16 protein-coding genes are annotated in these 16,444 nt (G+C 55.6%); 13 read left to right on the top strand and 3 right to left on the bottom strand.

The features are described 5' to 3' along the window. Positions 1-42 precede the first annotated feature (42 nt). Positions 43-252 carry a 2-hydroxymuconate tautomerase gene (locus tag BW956_RS11350; protein ID WP_272941693.1) on the top strand — a complete coding sequence of 70 codons (210 nt, stop codon included), beginning with the start codon at positions 43-45 and terminating at the stop codon, positions 250-252. Positions 253-368: 116 nt separating this feature from the next. On the opposite strand, the gene BW956_RS11345 is transcribed toward BW956_RS11350, so the two are convergent. Then, positions 369-1,379, bottom strand: coding sequence for an AraC family transcriptional regulator (locus BW956_RS11345; protein ID WP_010322188.1), 1,011 nt, complete (start codon positions 1,377-1,379; stop codon positions 369-371). 255 nt (positions 1,380-1,634) lie between these two features. Between BW956_RS11345 and antA the strand changes: the two genes are divergently transcribed. The 7 genes from antA to BW956_RS11310 all read left to right on the top strand — a co-directional run bounded on the left by antA (position 1,635) and on the right by BW956_RS11310 (position 8,564). Then, positions 1,635-3,020, top strand: a complete 1,386-nt coding sequence (gene antA, locus BW956_RS11340) for an anthranilate 1,2-dioxygenase large subunit (protein ID WP_076462839.1) — start codon at positions 1,635-1,637, stop codon at positions 3,018-3,020. A gap of 3 nt (positions 3,021-3,023) precedes the next feature. Then, positions 3,024-3,512, top strand: coding sequence for an anthranilate 1,2-dioxygenase small subunit (gene antB / locus BW956_RS11335; RefSeq protein WP_010322190.1), 489 nt, complete (start codon positions 3,024-3,026; stop codon positions 3,510-3,512). A gap of 43 nt (positions 3,513-3,555) precedes the next feature. Next, the gene (antC, locus tag BW956_RS11330; protein ID WP_076462838.1) at positions 3,556-4,575 is read left to right on the top strand and encodes an anthranilate 1,2-dioxygenase electron transfer component AntC; all 1,020 of its coding nucleotides are present in this window, start codon (positions 3,556-3,558) and stop codon (positions 4,573-4,575) included. A gap of 54 nt (positions 4,576-4,629) precedes the next feature. Then, on the top strand, positions 4,630-5,553 hold the full coding sequence (locus BW956_RS11325; RefSeq protein ID WP_010322192.1) for a catechol 2,3-dioxygenase: 924 nt from the start codon (positions 4,630-4,632) through the stop codon (positions 5,551-5,553). A 166-nt stretch (positions 5,554-5,719) separates the two neighbouring features. After that, entirely contained in the window at positions 5,720-6,706 is a 987-nt protein-coding gene (locus BW956_RS11320) for a TRAP transporter substrate-binding protein (protein ID WP_237708621.1), read from the top strand. A gap of 53 nt (positions 6,707-6,759) precedes the next feature. After that, entirely contained in the window at positions 6,760-7,308 is a 549-nt protein-coding gene (locus BW956_RS11315) for a TRAP transporter small permease (protein WP_076462837.1), read from the top strand. Next, positions 7,305-8,564 carry a TRAP transporter large permease gene (locus BW956_RS11310; RefSeq protein WP_076462836.1) on the top strand — a complete coding sequence of 420 codons (1,260 nt, stop codon included), beginning with the start codon at positions 7,305-7,307 and terminating at the stop codon, positions 8,562-8,564. The genes BW956_RS11315 and BW956_RS11310 overlap by 4 nt, the downstream gene beginning before the upstream one ends. Positions 8,565-8,603: 39 nt before the next feature. On the opposite strand, the gene BW956_RS11305 is transcribed toward BW956_RS11310, so the two are convergent. After that, complete coding sequence (locus BW956_RS11305) at positions 8,604-9,611, bottom strand: AraC family transcriptional regulator (RefSeq protein ID WP_076462835.1); 1,008 nt, start codon at positions 9,609-9,611, stop codon at positions 8,604-8,606. A gap of 209 nt (positions 9,612-9,820) precedes the next feature. Between BW956_RS11305 and BW956_RS11300 the strand changes: the two genes are divergently transcribed. From BW956_RS11300 to BW956_RS11280, 5 genes are read left to right on the top strand one after another with little or no spacing between them, the layout of a single operon-like run. After that, the gene (locus tag BW956_RS11300) at positions 9,821-11,056 is read left to right on the top strand and encodes a dienelactone hydrolase family protein (RefSeq protein WP_076462834.1); all 1,236 of its coding nucleotides are present in this window, start codon (positions 9,821-9,823) and stop codon (positions 11,054-11,056) included. An 11-nt stretch (positions 11,057-11,067) separates the two neighbouring features. Beyond that, a complete protein-coding gene (locus tag BW956_RS11295; RefSeq protein ID WP_076462833.1) occupies positions 11,068-11,856 on the top strand; it encodes an SDR family oxidoreductase in 789 nt (262 codons plus the stop codon). Between the two features lie 56 nt (positions 11,857-11,912). Further along, positions 11,913-13,157: a styrene monooxygenase/indole monooxygenase family protein gene (locus BW956_RS11290; RefSeq protein ID WP_076462832.1), complete on the top strand. Its 1,245-nt coding sequence runs from the start codon at positions 11,913-11,915 to the stop codon at positions 13,155-13,157. Position 13,158: 1 nt separating this feature from the next. Beyond that, positions 13,159-13,698, top strand: coding sequence for a flavin reductase family protein (locus BW956_RS11285; RefSeq protein WP_083703041.1), 540 nt, complete (start codon positions 13,159-13,161; stop codon positions 13,696-13,698). 56 nt (positions 13,699-13,754) lie between these two features. Then, positions 13,755-14,654, top strand: coding sequence for a SphA family protein (locus tag BW956_RS11280; protein ID WP_175612002.1), 900 nt, complete (start codon positions 13,755-13,757; stop codon positions 14,652-14,654). A gap of 60 nt (positions 14,655-14,714) precedes the next feature. Here the strand turns inward: BW956_RS11280 and BW956_RS11275 are convergent, their stop codons facing one another. Next, entirely contained in the window at positions 14,715-16,430 is a 1,716-nt protein-coding gene (locus tag BW956_RS11275) for a sigma-54-dependent Fis family transcriptional regulator (RefSeq protein ID WP_076462831.1), read from the bottom strand. Positions 16,431-16,444: the final 14 nt, after the last annotated feature.

The raw sequence follows: 16,444 nt of genomic DNA, 5'->3' as shown, positions 1-16,444 counted from the left end.
GCGATATAACCGGCTCAGCGGCTTCAATCCGTTTTTAACCGTCTGCGAAGGAGGCATGCCATGCCGATTGCACAACTGCACATCATGGAAGGGCGCTCGGACGAGCAGAAGGAAACCCTGATCAAGGAAGTGACTCAGGCTATTGCGCGTTCACTGGATGCGCCTGAGGAGAGTGTGCGCGTACTGATTGATGAGATGCCCAAGCAACACTTTGGCATCGGCGGCCAGTCCGCCAAGAAATTAGGGCGTTAGCCTTACTCCCTTAAGTTGTGTTTCTACCCATTGTTGTAGTCTCTTTGCCCCGCTATGAAGCGGGGCTTTTTATTATGCACTGAACAAGTGCATATAAAGCGGTTTAAAACGGGCGGTTAAATATTTAACTTGGCTTTATTCAATGTATCTGAAGGTGTTTCACCGAATATCTTTTTGTATTCGGTGGAGAAACGGCCTAAATGAGTAAAGCCCCAGTTAAAAGCCAGAGTGGAAATACTTTCCGCACCCTGAGATTTAATGATATCCCCTCGAACACCCTCCATACGGATGCGCTTTAAATAGGCAGTGGGCGGGACGCCAATATAGCGTTTAAAGTCGGAGTAGAGCTTGTTTTTGGAAACGCCTGAAATCCATTCAACATCATCCATGTGAATTTCATTTTTGGCATTTTCGCGCAGATAGTCGATTGTTTTGACAAGGTAGGAGGGCAGGTTGTTATTAAGTGCTCGCTTTACATCCTCAGAGTAGTTGTGAGGCTGGGATGTCAGCAGGCCTTTGATAAGTGCTTGTTCTATATCCCGTATGAACGCGGGGCTGTTGTACAGGCTATCGGTGTTTGAAAGCTCGCTTTCGATATACCTGACGGTGCGCCACCAGGCGCTGGATGAGCCCACAGATGCATCCATATTTGCCTGAAATATCAGTGGCTTATCAGTTTTTTTGCCAGTCAGGGATTCGAGGCCAACTTCCATGGCCTGGCGGGAAATACGAACCAGGGTTTTACGACAGTTACCGCTGATATTCAGTTCGTAGGGTTCGGCCGGGGAGATGATGACACCGCTGGTGATATTGGACTGTACGTTGCCGTCCTTATAGCTCAGTTCCTGGTAGCCGCTCAGGGGTAAGCTGATACTGTAGCTGTTACTCAAATCCTCGACATTTACGGTTACATCAGTGCCATATTCAATATAACCGATAGCGGTAGACGTTGAGTTAAGAATATTGCCTACATGTCTGAAATGCATTTTTTTTGCATCTTCAACCGTCAGGTCATGTGGCCCACATATATTGGACATCCAGGATATGGCATCGCGTGTATTGTGAGTATCTGCCATTAATTTGTTAGGGGGTGACCCTTCGTTCTGGATATCGGTGTGTATCATCATGAGATCACTTTTTAATTATTGGTTTTATTCATGATTAGCCAGTTATCGGTCAAGGGGGCTTCTCGAAATTAGCCTGACTGACGTCATATGTCAATTACTTGTTGTCATGCAGCTGAAATGATTTCGATCAGTGAAAAAGCGGATAGCAAATCAAAAAAAAGCGGATAGCTGATGGGGATCAAGCTTTGGTTTTATGGGGGTAACCAAGAGAGCAGCCGGTCGAACGGCCTGGATGCCACCTAATGGAGACCTGAAATGAGCCTGAATAATAAGCCCCTCGAAGCCTGGCGTCAGCAAGTTGAGGGCGCCCTCAACTTCCGCCCAGAAGAGAAGACGTTCAAGGTTGCCCGTGAAGTCTTTACCGACCCTGAATTGTTCGATCTCGAAATGGAACTGATTTTCGAGAACACCTGGATCTATGCCTGTCACGAAAGCCAGATCGCCAACAAGCATGATTTCTTCACCATGCAGGCGGGTCGCCAGCCGATGATCATCACCCGCGATGCCAAGGGTGAGATCAATGCACTGCTGAATGCCTGCCAGCACCGTGGCGCAACCCTGACCCGTGTGTGCAAGGGTAACCAGTCTACCTTTACCTGCCCGTTCCATGCCTGGTGCTACAAGACCGATGGCAAGCTGGTGAAGGTGAAGGCACCTGATGAATATCCGGCTGACTTCGACAAATCGACTCGTGGCCTGCGCAAGGCGCTGGTCAGCAGCTATAAGGGCTTTGTGTTCATCAACCTGAACACCGAGTGCACCCAGTCACTGGAAGAGTTTCTTGGCGACGCCAAAATCGCGTTTGACATGATGGCAGCCCAGTCACCCACAGGCGAGCTGGAAGTCCTGCCGGGCTCCTCCTCCTATACCTTCGACGGCAACTGGAAGCTGCAGAACGAAAATGGCCTCGATGGCTATCACGTCAGCACCGTCCACTATAACTACGTAGCCACCGTGCAGCATCGTCAGCAGCAGGATGCAGCCAAGGCTGGTGGTGCCAGCAAGACCCTGGACTACAGCAAGCTCGGTGCCGGTGACAAGGAAACCGATGATGGCTGGTTTGCCTTCAAGAACGGCCACACCATCCTGTTCAGTGACATGCCGAACCCTGAAGTGCGTCCGGGCTATGCCTCCGTTATGCCGCGTCTGATTGAAGAGTATGGCCAGGAGCGTGCCGAGTGGATGATGCACCGTCTGCGCAATCTGAATATCTATCCCAGCCTGTTCTTCATGGACCAGATCAGCTCCCAGTTGCGTGTAGTGCGACCGGTGGCCTGGAACAAGACCGAAGTGCACAGCTTCTGCCTGGGCGTGAAGGGCGAATCTGACGCCGACCGTGAAAACCGTATCCGCCAGTTTGAAGACTTCTTCAACGTATCCGGCATGGGGACCCCGGATGATCTGGTGGAATTCCGTGAAGCCCAGAAAGGCTTTGAAGGACGTGCCGAGCGCTGGAATGACATCTCCCGCGGCTGCGAAAACTGGTCGTACGGCCCCACCGCCAACACCCGGGCGCTGGATATCGAGCCGGTGATAACCGGTACCGAATTTACCCAGGAAGGCCTGTATGTAAACCAGCACTCCACCTGGCAGCGCTACCTGCTGGAAGGTCTGGCAGCCAAAGCGAAGAAGGAGGGTTAAACCATGAGCAACACTATCCAGAGCATCGAACAGTTTCTGTACCGTGCGTCCGAGTACTGCGACCGTCAGCAGTGGGATGAATATCTCGACATGTTTGACCCTGAGTCCATGTTTCATATTCCGCAATGGGACAGCGAGCATGTGTACACCACCAACCCCAAGCGCGAGATGTCGCTGATCTATTACCCGACCCGTGCCGGCCTTGAAGACCGTGTATTCCGCATCCGCACCGGCAAGAGTGCTGCCTGTACACCCATGCCGCGCACCATGCACCTGATCGATAACGTTCAGGCGGAGCAGCAGGATGACGGTCTGTGGCAGGTGAAAGCCAACTGGGCTACGCACTTCTTCCGTTTTGGTGAAGCTGAATGCTTTTTCGGCTGGGCCGAGTACCTGCTGCGGGAAGAGGGTGACAGCTGGAAGATCATGAGCAAGCGCGCCATCGTGCTGAACGACAAGATCCGCCATGTGCTGGATTTCTACCACGTCTGAGCACCTTCGGGTGCTCGTTTATGAGTGAGCAATGGTGAGTAGTATGCATAAGGTAGCACTGAACTTCAGCGATGGACGCACCCACTTCATCGGCATTAATCCGGGTGAAGTCCTGATGGACGCGGCTCTGCGCCACGGCCTCACGCTGCCGGTTGACTGTCGCGAAGGTGTTTGTGCCTCCTGTAAAGGCACCTGCCAGTCCGGCCAGTATGATCTTGAGTATGTCGACGAAGATGCGCTGAGCGAAGACGATCTGGAGAAGGGCGGTATTCTGGCCTGCCAGATGCGTGTCGAAAGTGACTGTGCTGTTCGTTTCGACTTTGATTCTTCCCTCTGTACCAGTGCCGGACCTGAAGAGGTCGAGGCCGTGGTAACCCGGGTCGAAGTCCTGTCCGACTCCACCGCAACCCTGCACCTGGATGCCAGTGGTCGTGAAGGGCAGCTGGACTTCCTGCCGGGCCAGTATGCCCATGTGCAGGTGCCCGGTACCGATGAGTGGCGCTCCTATTCCTTTGCCTGTCAGCCCAACGAAAACAATCAGCTGCAGCTGCTGATTCGTTTATTGCCGGATGGGGTGATGAGCAATTACCTGCGTGATCGTGCCCAGTCTGGTGACAGCATTCGTCTCAAGGCACCTCTGGGGGCCTTTTATCTGCAGCAGGTTAAACGTCCGCTGATTCTGGTCGCTGGCGGCACCGGCCTGGCTGCATTTCTTGGCATGCTGGACCAGATGGAATCCGATCCGAGCCGTATCGATCAGCCGGTCAACCTGTTCTACGGCGTCACCAAACCGGAAGACCTCTGCGAGCTGGAACGTCTGGACCGCTATCAGCAGGCGATTCCCGGTTTCACTTACCACAGCATCGTGATGCAGCCTGATGAGAGCTGGCAGGGTCCGGAAGGTGTGGTGACCGACCTGTTTGAAGAGCAGCATTTCAACGCCGGCGGGGTGGATGCCTATCTTTGCGGCCCGCCGCCGATGGTTGAGGCGGTGAAAAACTGGCTCGATCAGCGCCAGATGGAAAACGCCAGTATCTACTTTGAAAAGTTCTCTGCCAGCTGAGCCAACAACAGCTGAGCAGTAACCCAACACAATAACAACAAAGAGATCAGCACAATGAAAAAAGGTGTAATGCGCCCGGGACACGTTCAGATTCGTGTTCTGGATATCGACGAAGCACTGCTTCACTACCGTGACCTGATGGGTCTGATTGAGGTCGGCCGCGACGCTCAAGGCCGCGTCTACCTCAAGGGCTGGACGGAAGTCGACCGCTTCTCGGTCGTCCTGCGCGAAGCTGACCAGCCCGGTATGGACTTCATGGGGTTCAAGGTACTCAACGAAGCGACGCTGGAACAGCTCCACGGTGAGCTGGTCGAGCATGGCTGTGAAGTGGAGCAGGTTGCAGCCGGGGAGCTTGAAGGCTGTGGTCGCCGTATCCGCTTTCAGGCACCCACCGGGCATGCTTTTGAGCTTTATGCCGATAAAGAGCAGACCGGTCGCTACGGCATCGGTAATCACAACCCGGAAGCCTGGCCCCGTGACCTCAAGGGCATGAAGGCACAGCGCTTTGATCACTGCCTGCTGTACGGACCTGATCTGGACAAAACGCTGGATCTGTTCCGTGACGTACTGGGCTTCGATATCTGCGAACAGGTGATGACGCCGGATGGCAAACGTGTGGCGCAGTTCCTGACCACCAGCATGAAGGCGCACGATATCGCCTTCATTGATCACCCCGAGCCGGGCAAATTTCACCACGCTTCATTCTTCCTGGAAACCTGGGAAGACGTGCTACGTGCCGGTGACCTTATCTCCATGACCGATACGTCCATCGATATAGGTCCTACGCGGCATGGTATTACGCACGGTCAAACGATATATTTCTTTGATCCGTCAGGGAACCGCAACGAAGTTTTCTGTGGTGGTGACTACTTCTACCCGGATCATGAGCCAATCACCTGGGATGCCGACAAATTGGGCAAGGCCATCTTTTACCATGATCGCCAGCTCAACGAGCGCTTTCTGACCGCCTTGACCTGATTTCGTTTACGAATATGGGCTTGGGTGGCATGGTCTTTGCTGAGTACCGCTGACGGTACAGCATCTGATCGGTAACCCAGGGTCCATATCCCAGCGTCCCGGTGAGCACCTGTCGTTTGCCCGGGGCGGTGGCTAAAAAATTACAATAGAGAGAATGGAGTTAGACATGTCGATGAAACGCTTAATGACGTCCGTAATGGCGGGCGGCCTGGCCCTGATGATGACCGTACCGGCTCAGGCACGGGATTTCCGCCTTGGCCTGATTACACCACCGCCGCATCGCTGGACCCAGGCTGCCGAAGCCTTTGCCGAAGATGTGAAGCAGAAGTCCGGTGGTGAGCACAGCATTGCTGTCTTCCCGTCTCAGCAGCTGGGTAATGAAGCGCAGATGGTGCAGCAGCTGCAGACCGGTGCGCTGGATATGGCGTTCCTGACCGTTGCTGAAATATCCAACCGTGTGCCCGATTTTGGTGCGCTTTACGCGCCTTACCTGGTCGATAACATTGACCAGGCGGCCGCTCTGCTGAAGTCTGAAGCCGCGACTGACCTGCTGAATCAGCTGCCGTCTGAAGCCGGTCTGGTTGGTGTGGGTTACGGCATGGCCGGCCTGCGTCAGGTGATGAGCCGCGATACACTGGAAGGCCCGTCTGACCTGGAAGGCAAGAAACTGCGCATTACGCCGTTCGAGCCGATCCGTGATTTCTACAAGGCAACCGGTGCTGCTCCGACTCCGATGCCACTGCCGGCCGTATACGATGCCCTGGCCAACGGTCAGATCGATGCCATCGACATGGACTTCGACTCCATCCTGATCTTCAAATTCTACGATCGCTCCGACAAGATGCTGATCTCCAACCATATGATGTTCCCGATGGTGGGTGTGGTATCCGGTCGCGTCTGGAAAGACCTGAGCAAGGAAGACCGCAAACTGCTGCAGACCAGCATGCGTGCTCAACTGGATGCGGTCATCGACCACTTCCAGGCCCTGGAGAAGAAACAGGAGCAGGAGCTGCGTGGTCTGGATATCACTATTCATGAAGCAACCAGGGAAGACTTTGCTGACGCTATCGCAGAGTGGGAAGGAATCTGGTCCGAAAAGGCACCGTCTCTGCCCAAACTGAGAAAAGCGGTTGCCGAGATCAAGGGCAGCTGATCCTCTGAGCCATTACCCCGCAGGCCCTTGTGCCTGTGGGGCGAGGACACCTGATGTTGAATTTCATATCTGATCGGCTGGTCCGCATTGAGATGGGACTGGCGGCCGTTATGGCGGCTGCAGTCACCTTGCTGATCTTGCTGAACATTGTCAGCCGTTCCCTGGGCATGGCAATTTACTGGGTGGATGAGCTGGCCATCTACGCCATGGTCTGGACTACATTCCTGGCAACATCGGTCGCGCTCAAGCGCCGTCAGGTTGTAGCGGTGACGTTGCTGGTCGACCTTCTGGGCAAGCGCACCCAGGCCTGGATGCAGCTGTTATCCGACCTGATGATTCTGACCTTTGCGGCTGCTGTGCTGGTATTGTGCTGGCGCTGGCTGGACCCGGTGACCTTTGCCGGTGTTGGTTTTGATATAAAAGAGTTTCAGGGCGAAACATTCAATTTCCTGTATTCGGAAAAAACCAATACGATCGGTATTAAGAAAATATGGCCCTGGTTAATACTGCCTATATTTTCCATTTCGCTCAGCCTGCATGCCCTCAATAATATGCTGGGCAGTCTTAAGAAAGCAGTATTTTATAAGGGGGCTGTGGAATGACGTTTGCCGTATTTTTCATTCTTCTGTTTTTAGGTGTGCCAATTGCCCTGGTGCTGGCCCTGACTGCGCTCTGGTATATTGCGACTTCCGGCAATTCCGTACTATTTGAATCCTACCCCCAGCAGCTGTTTGGCGCGATTGAAAGCTATGGCCTGCTGGCTATTCCGCTGTTTATGTTGGCCGGTGAGTTGATGAACGAAGGGGGACTTACCAGTCGCCTGATCAACCTGGCACGAATTCTGGTGGGCGGCTTTCGCGGAGGGCTGGCGTATATCAACCTGGTCGCCAATATGATGATGGCGGCGATCATGGGTTCGGCGGCTTCACAGATCGCGATCATGTCCCGTGCCATGGTGCCTGCCATGGAGAAAGAGGGCTACTCGGCCTCATACGCGGCCGCTATCACCTCAGCCGGTGGTCTGCTGTCACCCATCATTCCACCGTCCATGTTGTTCGTGCTCTTCGGGGTGTTGGCGCAGGTACCCATTGCCGAGATGTTCATCGCCGGTATTGTGCCCGGCCTGCTCATGTCTCTGCTGTTTTTCATCGTGATTGCGTTGATTGGCCTGGTGCAGGAGTACCCGAAAGGGGAGTGGCCGGACCGCGCCAAGCGCCGTGAGTACCTGCTGATGGGGATGCCGGCCGGCTTGATTCCGATAGTGATTATCGGCGGTATTCTGACCGGTCTGGCGACGCCAACCGAGTCTGCAGCCCTGGCATCTCTGGCGGCATTGCTGATCGGCAAGTACGTCTACAAGGACCTGAAATTTTCTCATCTGCCGGAGATCCTGCGCCGTACGGCCCTGAATGCGGGCATGGTGATCATGCTGATCTCTGCGGCCGGCGTGTTCGGCTGGGTGGTGGTATATGAGCAGATTCCGCAGGCGGCAGCAGCCTGGATTGCCCAGCAGACCTCGGATCCTTTCGTATTCATGCTGATGGTGGTCGGGGTACTGATTCTGGTTGGTATGGTGATTGATGGCATCGCCGCGCTGATTCTGGTGGTGCCCATCCTGCTGCCCATTGCGCAGCAGCAATTCGATATATCGGCGTATCAGTTCGGGGTCGTGGTGTGTTTGACGCTGGTGACAGGGTTGCTGACACCGCCGGTGGGTGCAGGGCTGTTTATCGGCTCATCCATGACCGGGATTCCGCCTATGCAAATCTTCCGCTCACTGCTGCCTTTCCTGCTGGCAACACTGGCGACGCTGGTGCTACTGAGTGGGGTGCCTGAACTGGTGCTGGTGCTACTCTAGCGGGTATTCAAGAGGGGGCCCGGCGCAGGAGGCAGGCTTTCAGGTCTGTGCCCTGCGTCGGGTTTCGCTTGGTTTTTCGCCAAAGATTCTCTGGTATTCCTGGCTGAATCGGCCCATGTGACTGAACCCCCATTGCATGGCGGTTTCGGTGACCGAGTGCATATTCTCCTGTTGCATCAAGGCGTTATGAACGCGCTGCATGCGTACGCTACGCAGGAACTCCATGGGGCTCATCTGTCTGAAATCCTTGAATCCGGCATGCAGGGTGCGCACGCTGACGCCCGCTATTTCAGCGAGCCTGGCAGGCGATAAGGTCTCTTCGGCATGGGCTTCGATATATTCCTCAACACGGCGTACATGGCGGGGGGCGAGGCGTGCCTGGGGGGCGTTGAGTTCAGTGGAGTAATTGCTGGGTTGTTGGGTTAGCAGGGTATTGATCACAAGCTCGACCAATTGGTGGGATATGAGACGTTGATTGAGGCTTTCCGGCGAGTTGCGTTGCAGTTGAGTCAGGTATTCGAGCGTGTGTAACCAGCTTGAGGAGCGTTGCCAGTCGAACTCGGGGGCGAATTCGAGTGGTTGCCGCAGCCTGTGGCCCAGATGGCGACTGCATATCTGCTCCAGTTCCTGCCGGTCTATTCTCAGCATCAGCTGATCACAGTCTTCATAGCGCATCTTCAATTGCTGGTTCGGGCTCAGTATTACGCCCTTTTGCCGGTGAGTAATCACTTGCTTTTCGCCGCACAGAATCTCGGCAGAGCCGTCCATGGGCATCTGGATCAAGTAAAAGTCTTCCAGACATTCCGGGTCCACATCCGCACGTCCGCCATACTTCAGGCGATGCATGGATACCTCCCCCATGGAGAACTGGTGCAGGCGCGAACAGGTCTGTGCACTGTGCTGAACCGGTGTGAAACGGTGAGGTTTGAAGGCCTGACCGACCTTGCTGCAGACCTCATCCGGATCGGACGAGTTGAACACTTCCTTATCCGGCTGATCCAGCATTGCATTCCCCAGCACCGGAGGAATAAAAAGTTTAGTTGGCATTGGCTACTTCCCTTTTAGTTTTAGTGCTCTTTATTGCGTTGAGCTTTATTTAAGGGTGATGACAGTATAAACACGATTTTTCACTTGGTGGATAAAAAAATAACATTTTTGCGCTCTGTGGATATTGGCTGCCAAAAATGGATCGCTCTAATTCAACACATTTAAATAGGATGAAGTTGTGTTGATAATAAATAGAGCGGAGTCAGATAATGGGAACGCAGATTCAGATAAACGCAAAAGATGGAAACGGAGTTTTTTCCGGCTATTTGGCATTACCTGCAGCGGGAGAGGGGCCCGGTCTGGTGCTTTTGCAGGAGATTTTTGGTGTAAATGACACCATACGCCAAATCGCGGATTACTACGCTGAAGAAGGGTATGTCGTGGTTGTACCCGATCTGTTCTGGCGTCAGGAACCCGGTGTTGAGCTGGGCTATGACGAAGCCTCCTGGCAGAAGGCCTTCGGCTTCTTTCAGGGCTTTGACCAGGACAAGGGTGTGGAAGATATCGATGCAGCCCTGTCGGCTCTGAAAGGCCTTAAGGAGTGCACCGGTGGTACTGGCGTACTGGGCTTCTGCCTCGGCGCCCGCATGGCCTACCTGGCTGCCTGCCGTTGTGATGTGGATGCCGCCATCGGCTACTACGGCATGGGCATGGAGAATCATCTGGATGAGGCTGACAACATTGGTGGTCGTCTTGTTCTGCATTTTGCCGAGCAGGATGAGTACTGTCCGGCGGCAGCGCGTAACGATATTTATGCCGCGCTGGAATCCCGTGACAACGTGGAGCTCTACACCTACCCGGGTGTCGACCACGCCTTTGCCCGTCCGGGCTCAGAGCATTACCACAAACCTTCAGCCCTGATCGCCCATGAGCGCTCCGTTGCCGTTCTGCGCAAGGCGATTGGACCGCACTACAACCTGTCCCACCTGTGGGACAAACATTGCGAATACGAATTCGATACCCGTAATGTGGACGACACCATGGCCACCATGGTGGCAGAACCCTACGTTAACCACATTCCCACCCTGACCGGTGGTGTCGGTTACAAGGACCTGTACCGTTTCTACAAGCATCACTTTGTCGATTCCAATCCTGCTGACACTTCCCTGGTACCGATTTCGCGCACCATCGGCGATACCCAGATCGTTGACGAACTGCTGTTCTGCTTCACCCATGATCGCGAGATCGACTGGCTGGTGCCGGGTATCGAGCCGACCGGCAAGTATGTCGAGATTCCTCTGGTTGCTGTCGTCAAATTCCGCGGCGATAAGCTGTATCACGAACACATCTACTGGGATCAGGCGTCTGTACTGGTTCAGCTGGGTATCCTTGATCCCACCGGTCTGCCGGTAGCCGGGCGCGAAACTGCGGCCAAGCTGCTTGATGAAACCCTGCCCTCCAACAAGCTGATGCCGACCTGGCCCAGCAGCGCAAACAAGGACTGAGGAACGGGATCATGAGCGAATTCAACAATCGCGTGGCTTTGATTACCGGTGGTGCAACCCTGATCGGCGCAGCCGTTGCCCAGGCCTTTGTCAGCAATGGTGCCAAGGTTGCCATTCTCGATATCGATGTGGAGGCGGGTGCCAGTCTGGCGGATAAGTTGGGTGCATCAGCGCTGTTCATCGAGACCGACATCACCAATGACAGCCAGCTCGAGGCCGCGGTGGCCAAAACCGCCGAGCATTTCGGTGGCCTGCATTACCTGATCAACCTGGCGTGCAGTTACCTGGATGAAGGTGCCGACTCCGACCGCAGTGACTGGCTCAAGGCGCTGGATATCAACGTGGTCAGTGCCGTGATGGCCGCCCGGACGGTACGCCCTTTGCTGGCGCAGGAAGAGGGTGCAGCCATCGTCAACTTCACCAGCATCTCTGCACAGGCTGCCCAGACCGGTCGCTGGATCTACCCCGCCAGCAAGGCGGCTCTGAAGCACCTGACACGCAGCATGGCACTGGATTTTGCCGATGAAGGTATCCGCGTCAATTCGGTTTCACCGGGCTGGACCTGGTCCCGTGTCATCGATGAGGTCAGCGGTGGTGATCGTGCCAAGGCCGACCATGTCGCCGCGCCTTTCCACATGCTGGGCCGGCTGGGTGGGCCTGAAGAAGTTGCCGAAGTGGTGCTCTTCCTCTGTTCGCCCCGCGCCAGTTTTGTCACCGGTGCCGACTATGCCGTCGATGGCGGCTATTCAGCGCTTGGCCCCGAGCAGCAAGAGCCGGCAATTCCCAAGCTGGCCGAGTAACCCGACATGACCGGGACCTGTCCCGGTCACTTCAAGAACAATAAAGGTGTATCTCAATGACTCGTAAAATCGCAATCGTAGGCGCGGGCCAGTCAGGTCTGCAAACCGGCATCGGCCTGCTCAAGGCCGGTTATGATGTCACCATTCTGTCCAACCGTACCGGTGAGCAGATCCGTGCGGGCAAGGTGATGTCCAGCCAGTGCATGTTTGATCAGGCACTGCAGTCAGAACGGGATCTGGGGCTGAATTTCTGGGAACATGAGTGCCCGCCGGTGGAAGGCATCGGCGTCACTGTCCCCAATCCCGAGAAAGTGGGCGAGAAACTGATCGACTGGGCAGCCCCTCTGGATAACAAGGCACAGTCGGTGGATCAGCGCGTCAAAATGCCGGTCTGGATGGATGAGTTCGAGCGTCTGGGCGGTGAGCTGAAAATCTGTGATGTGGGTATTGCCGAGCTGGAAGAGCTGGCTGCGTCCTATGAGCTTGTACTCGTAGCCGCAGGAAAGGGCGAGATCGTGCGCATGTTCGAGCGTGATGATGAACGTTCCCGTTTCGACAAGCCGCAGCGTGCCCTGGCGCTGACCTATGTACACGGCATGACGCCGAAAGAGCCCTATTCACGGGTGGCCTTTAACCTGATTCCGGGCGTGGGCGAGTACTTTGTCTTCCCGGCGCTGACGCTGAGTGGCCCCTGTGAAATCATGGTGTTTGAAGGTATTCCGGGTGGCCCCATGGACTGCTGGGGCGATGTCACCACACCGCAAGAACATCTGCAGCGTAGCCTGGAAATCATTAACACCTACGCCCCCTGGGAAGCGGAGCGTTGCAAGAACGTTGAGCTGACCGATGAAGGCGGTGTACTGGCCGGTCGTTTCCCGCCGACGGTGCGCAAGCCGGTGGCAACCCTGCCGTCAGGCCGCAAGGTGATGGGCATTGCCGATGCACTGGTGGTGAACGATCCGATTACCGGCCAGGGTTCCAATAATGGTGCCAAGTGCAGCCGCATCTACCTGCAGGAAATCATTGCCCGTGGCGATCAGCCGTTCACCGAAGAGTGGATGCAGCAGACCTTTGAAACCTACTGGGACTATGCCTCTCAGGTTGTGGACTGGACCAACAGCATGCTGCTGCCACCGCCGGCGCACATCCTGGAATTGCTGGGCGCTGCTCAGCAGTCTCCGTCACTGGCGGCACAAATTGCCAACGGCTTTGATAACCCGCCGGATTACATGCCCTGGTGGCTGGACGAGGCGGCCTGCCAGGATCTGATCAAATTGCACATGCAACAGGGAGCGGCCTGATATGACCAGTGTAACCACCGCCAATGTTGCTACCGACAGCAGTACGGCCGCAGCCAATCTGGCCCCCGCAATTGACCCGCGTGAATTGCGTGATGCGCTGGGCTTGTTCGCCACGGGCGTCACCGTTGTGACCGCGCCGGGTACCGGCAAGGACGCTGTTGGCATCACCGTGAACTCCTTTTCATCCTTGTCTTTGGAGCCGCCCCTGGTGCTCTGGAGCCTGGCGCTCAAGTCGCCGAGTCTGGATGCGTTTGAAGAGGGCAAGCCCTTTGCCATCAACGTATTGCAGCGTGAGCAGGAAGCCCTGGCCATGCAGTTTGCACGCCCGCTGGACGACAAGTATGAGGGCGTGGAGTACAGCCTGAACAGTCGACAGGTGCCCCTGCTGGACGGTGCTCAGGCACAGCTGGAATGTACGGCCGAGTTTACCCGTGTACTGGGTGACCACCTGCTGATTGTCGGACGGGTTGATGCACTGAATACAGCACCCGGCGAACCTCTGCTGTTTTACCGGGGCGCTTTTGCCCGCCTGGAAAGCTGAACCGGTCACTGCGTCCGGAACATGATTGCGAACAAGACCTACACAGGACTCTGTGCATGATGAAAACAATGAACAAATCCAGCCTGGCACTGGCCATGGCACTGGCGTTAACCCTGACGACCGAGGCTCAGGCAACCGAAGGGGGCGGCTCCAACTATGCCATGGGCGCCGAAAACTACCTGATGGGTGCGCTGCCGCCTCCCGGTGTGTATCCGCTGATCTATGCCAATCGCTATGCGGCCGATGATCTGATGGATGATGCCGGTGACAGCCTGCCGATCGATTTCCGCCTGCGTGCCAATGTAGTGGCCCCGCGTCTGGTATGGGTAACGGATACGACCCTGCTGGGTGGCCAGCTGTTCCACGCTGCACTCCTGCCGTTAGTAGATATGGATGTGTCGGTTAACGGCATGAGTGACAGCAACCGGGGTATTGGTGATCTGGACCTGACCGCCTTCGCACTGGCCTACCACCACAGCCCCAACTTTCACTCGGTAGTGGGAATGGATGTGTTTGTGCCGGTGGGGGAGTATGACGCCAAGGATATGGCCAATATCGGCCGCAACTACTGGGGTGTGCAGGCGGCCTATGCGGCATCCTGGGTCAACCCGACCGGCTGGAATGCCGACATCAAGCTGATGTACGACTACAACTTCGAGAACAGCGATACGGATTATCAGTCCGGTCAGGAACTGCACTTTGACTATTCCGTCGGCTATGGCGTCAGCCCTAACTGGGTCGTGGGTGTGGGCGGTTATGCCTACAAGCAGACCACCGGGGATGAGGTGAATGGTGTCGATATCGGTAATGAGGGGAAGGCGTTCGCCATCGGCCCGTCCATCAAGTACGACAACGGCAAAGGCTTCTTCCTGTCACTGAAATACCAGAAAGAGATGGCGGTGGAGAACCGCCCTGAAGGTGATGCCTTCTGGATCAAGACCATCATTCCTTTCTGATCTTCACCTTCCTCCGTTCGACGTTCGTCAGCCCCGGGAACAGGGCTGACGTTTTTTGTTTCAGGCGGTCTCCAGCTTCTTCAGTCGATAGGCTAGCTGTGGCCGTGTCATGCCCAGCATGCGTGCTGCCTGGGATACGTTACCCTCGGCACGATCCATGGCGCTGCGAATCAACTGTTCCTCCATTTCCTCAAGGTTGAACTCGTCATTGAGCAGCTGCTCACAGAGGTCAGCCTGGGACAGGCTGGCGTCGGGGTAGCGATTGGCAATTTCCTGCGCCAGTACCCCCTGACGGTTGATACTGTTGAGCGGGTGGGTCGGTTCCGACAATGACGGGAAAAACGCATCCAGATCGATGGTGTGGTTGTTGTCCGTGAGGATGACACCCCGCTCGATCATGTTCTCCAGTTCGCGGATATTACCGGGCCACTTGTAGTGCATCAGCGCCTGCATCGCCTTGTCGGACACGCTCAAGGTTTGCTTGTTGTAGAGCGTGTGGTACTTCTTCAGGAAGTGATTGACCAGCAGGGGAATGTCTTCGGTTCGCTCGCGCAGTGGCGGGATATGGACCGGGTAGACGTTAAGCCGGAAGAAGAGGTCGGCGCGGAACTTGCCATCACTCACGGCCTGTTCCAGATCCTCGTTTGCCGCCGCTACAACCCGCACATCGATACGGCGGGTGCGTGTATCACCCACACGTTCCATTTCGCTTTCCTGCAGCACGCGCAGCAGGCTGGCCTGGGCCCGCGGCGACAGCTCGACGACTTCATCCAGGAAAATCGTGCCACCGTGGGCGCGTTCAAACTTGCCCTCGCGGGATTGGGTGGCGCCGGTAAAGGCACCTTTTTCCACACCAAAAAGCTCGGCTTCGATCAGGTCGGGCGGGATGCAGGCACAGTTGACCGCCACAAAGGGCTTGTCGGCGCGATCTGAGCTTTGGTGCAGCCCTTTGGCAACCACCTCTTTACCGACGCCGGTTTCGCCTTGCAGCAAAACAGTGACGCGACTGGTGGAGGCACGGCGAATCATCTGGCAGACGTTCTTGAACGCGCCGGATTGCCCTACGGAATTGAACAGCAGGTCGTCACTCTGGTCGCTGCTGCGGAAGTTGTCGCGCAGCTCACTGAGTTCGCTCTGCAGGCCAAAGAGTTCATCCGCGATGGGGTCGGGCAACAGGTAACGCTCCAGCTCGGCCTGGTCTTCCCATTCATCGGCAGGGCGTCCATGAATGTGGCAATGGTCGTGACCCATGCCGGCACATTCGGTCTCCTTGAAGATGATATTACGACCCATAAAGTAGGTGGTATAGCCGCTGGCATAGCCGATCAGCGTCCAGCAGATAGGCTCGTCGGCAGGGCCAAAATCCTGCATGTGCACATCGGCTTCATATGAGTCGAACCAGTTGAATTCTGCATCGAATTTGCCGCTATTAACGTCCAAGTCCAGAGAAACGGGTTTTACGTTTACCATCCCTTTGATGCAGTGCAACTGAGGTCCGACGAAGAAGGCATCCTCCTTCGACATGTCCGGTCGGATCTTGTCCACCAGTTCGGCATCCTTCCATCCCGAATGATAACCAAAGCGCATCAGAAAACCCTTGGCGCGCTCGATGCCGAGGGTTTCGATCAGTTCCTTGCGCAGCAGTCCCATGACGCTGGAGTGGATCAGCAGCATGCGTTGTTCATTGAGCCAGACCTTCCCCTGGTCGCTCTCAAAGCGTATCTGGGACAACAGGTCGCTGCTGCCCGGGAACTCGAGTGTCTGCGTGTTAGCCATAGTTGTTTTTATAC

It is taken from the genome of Marinobacterium stanieri (genome assembly GCF_900155945.1).
Classification (GTDB): Bacteria; Pseudomonadota; Gammaproteobacteria; order Pseudomonadales; family Balneatricaceae; genus Marinobacterium; species Marinobacterium stanieri.
This window is presented reverse-complemented; position numbering and strand designations above follow the sequence as displayed.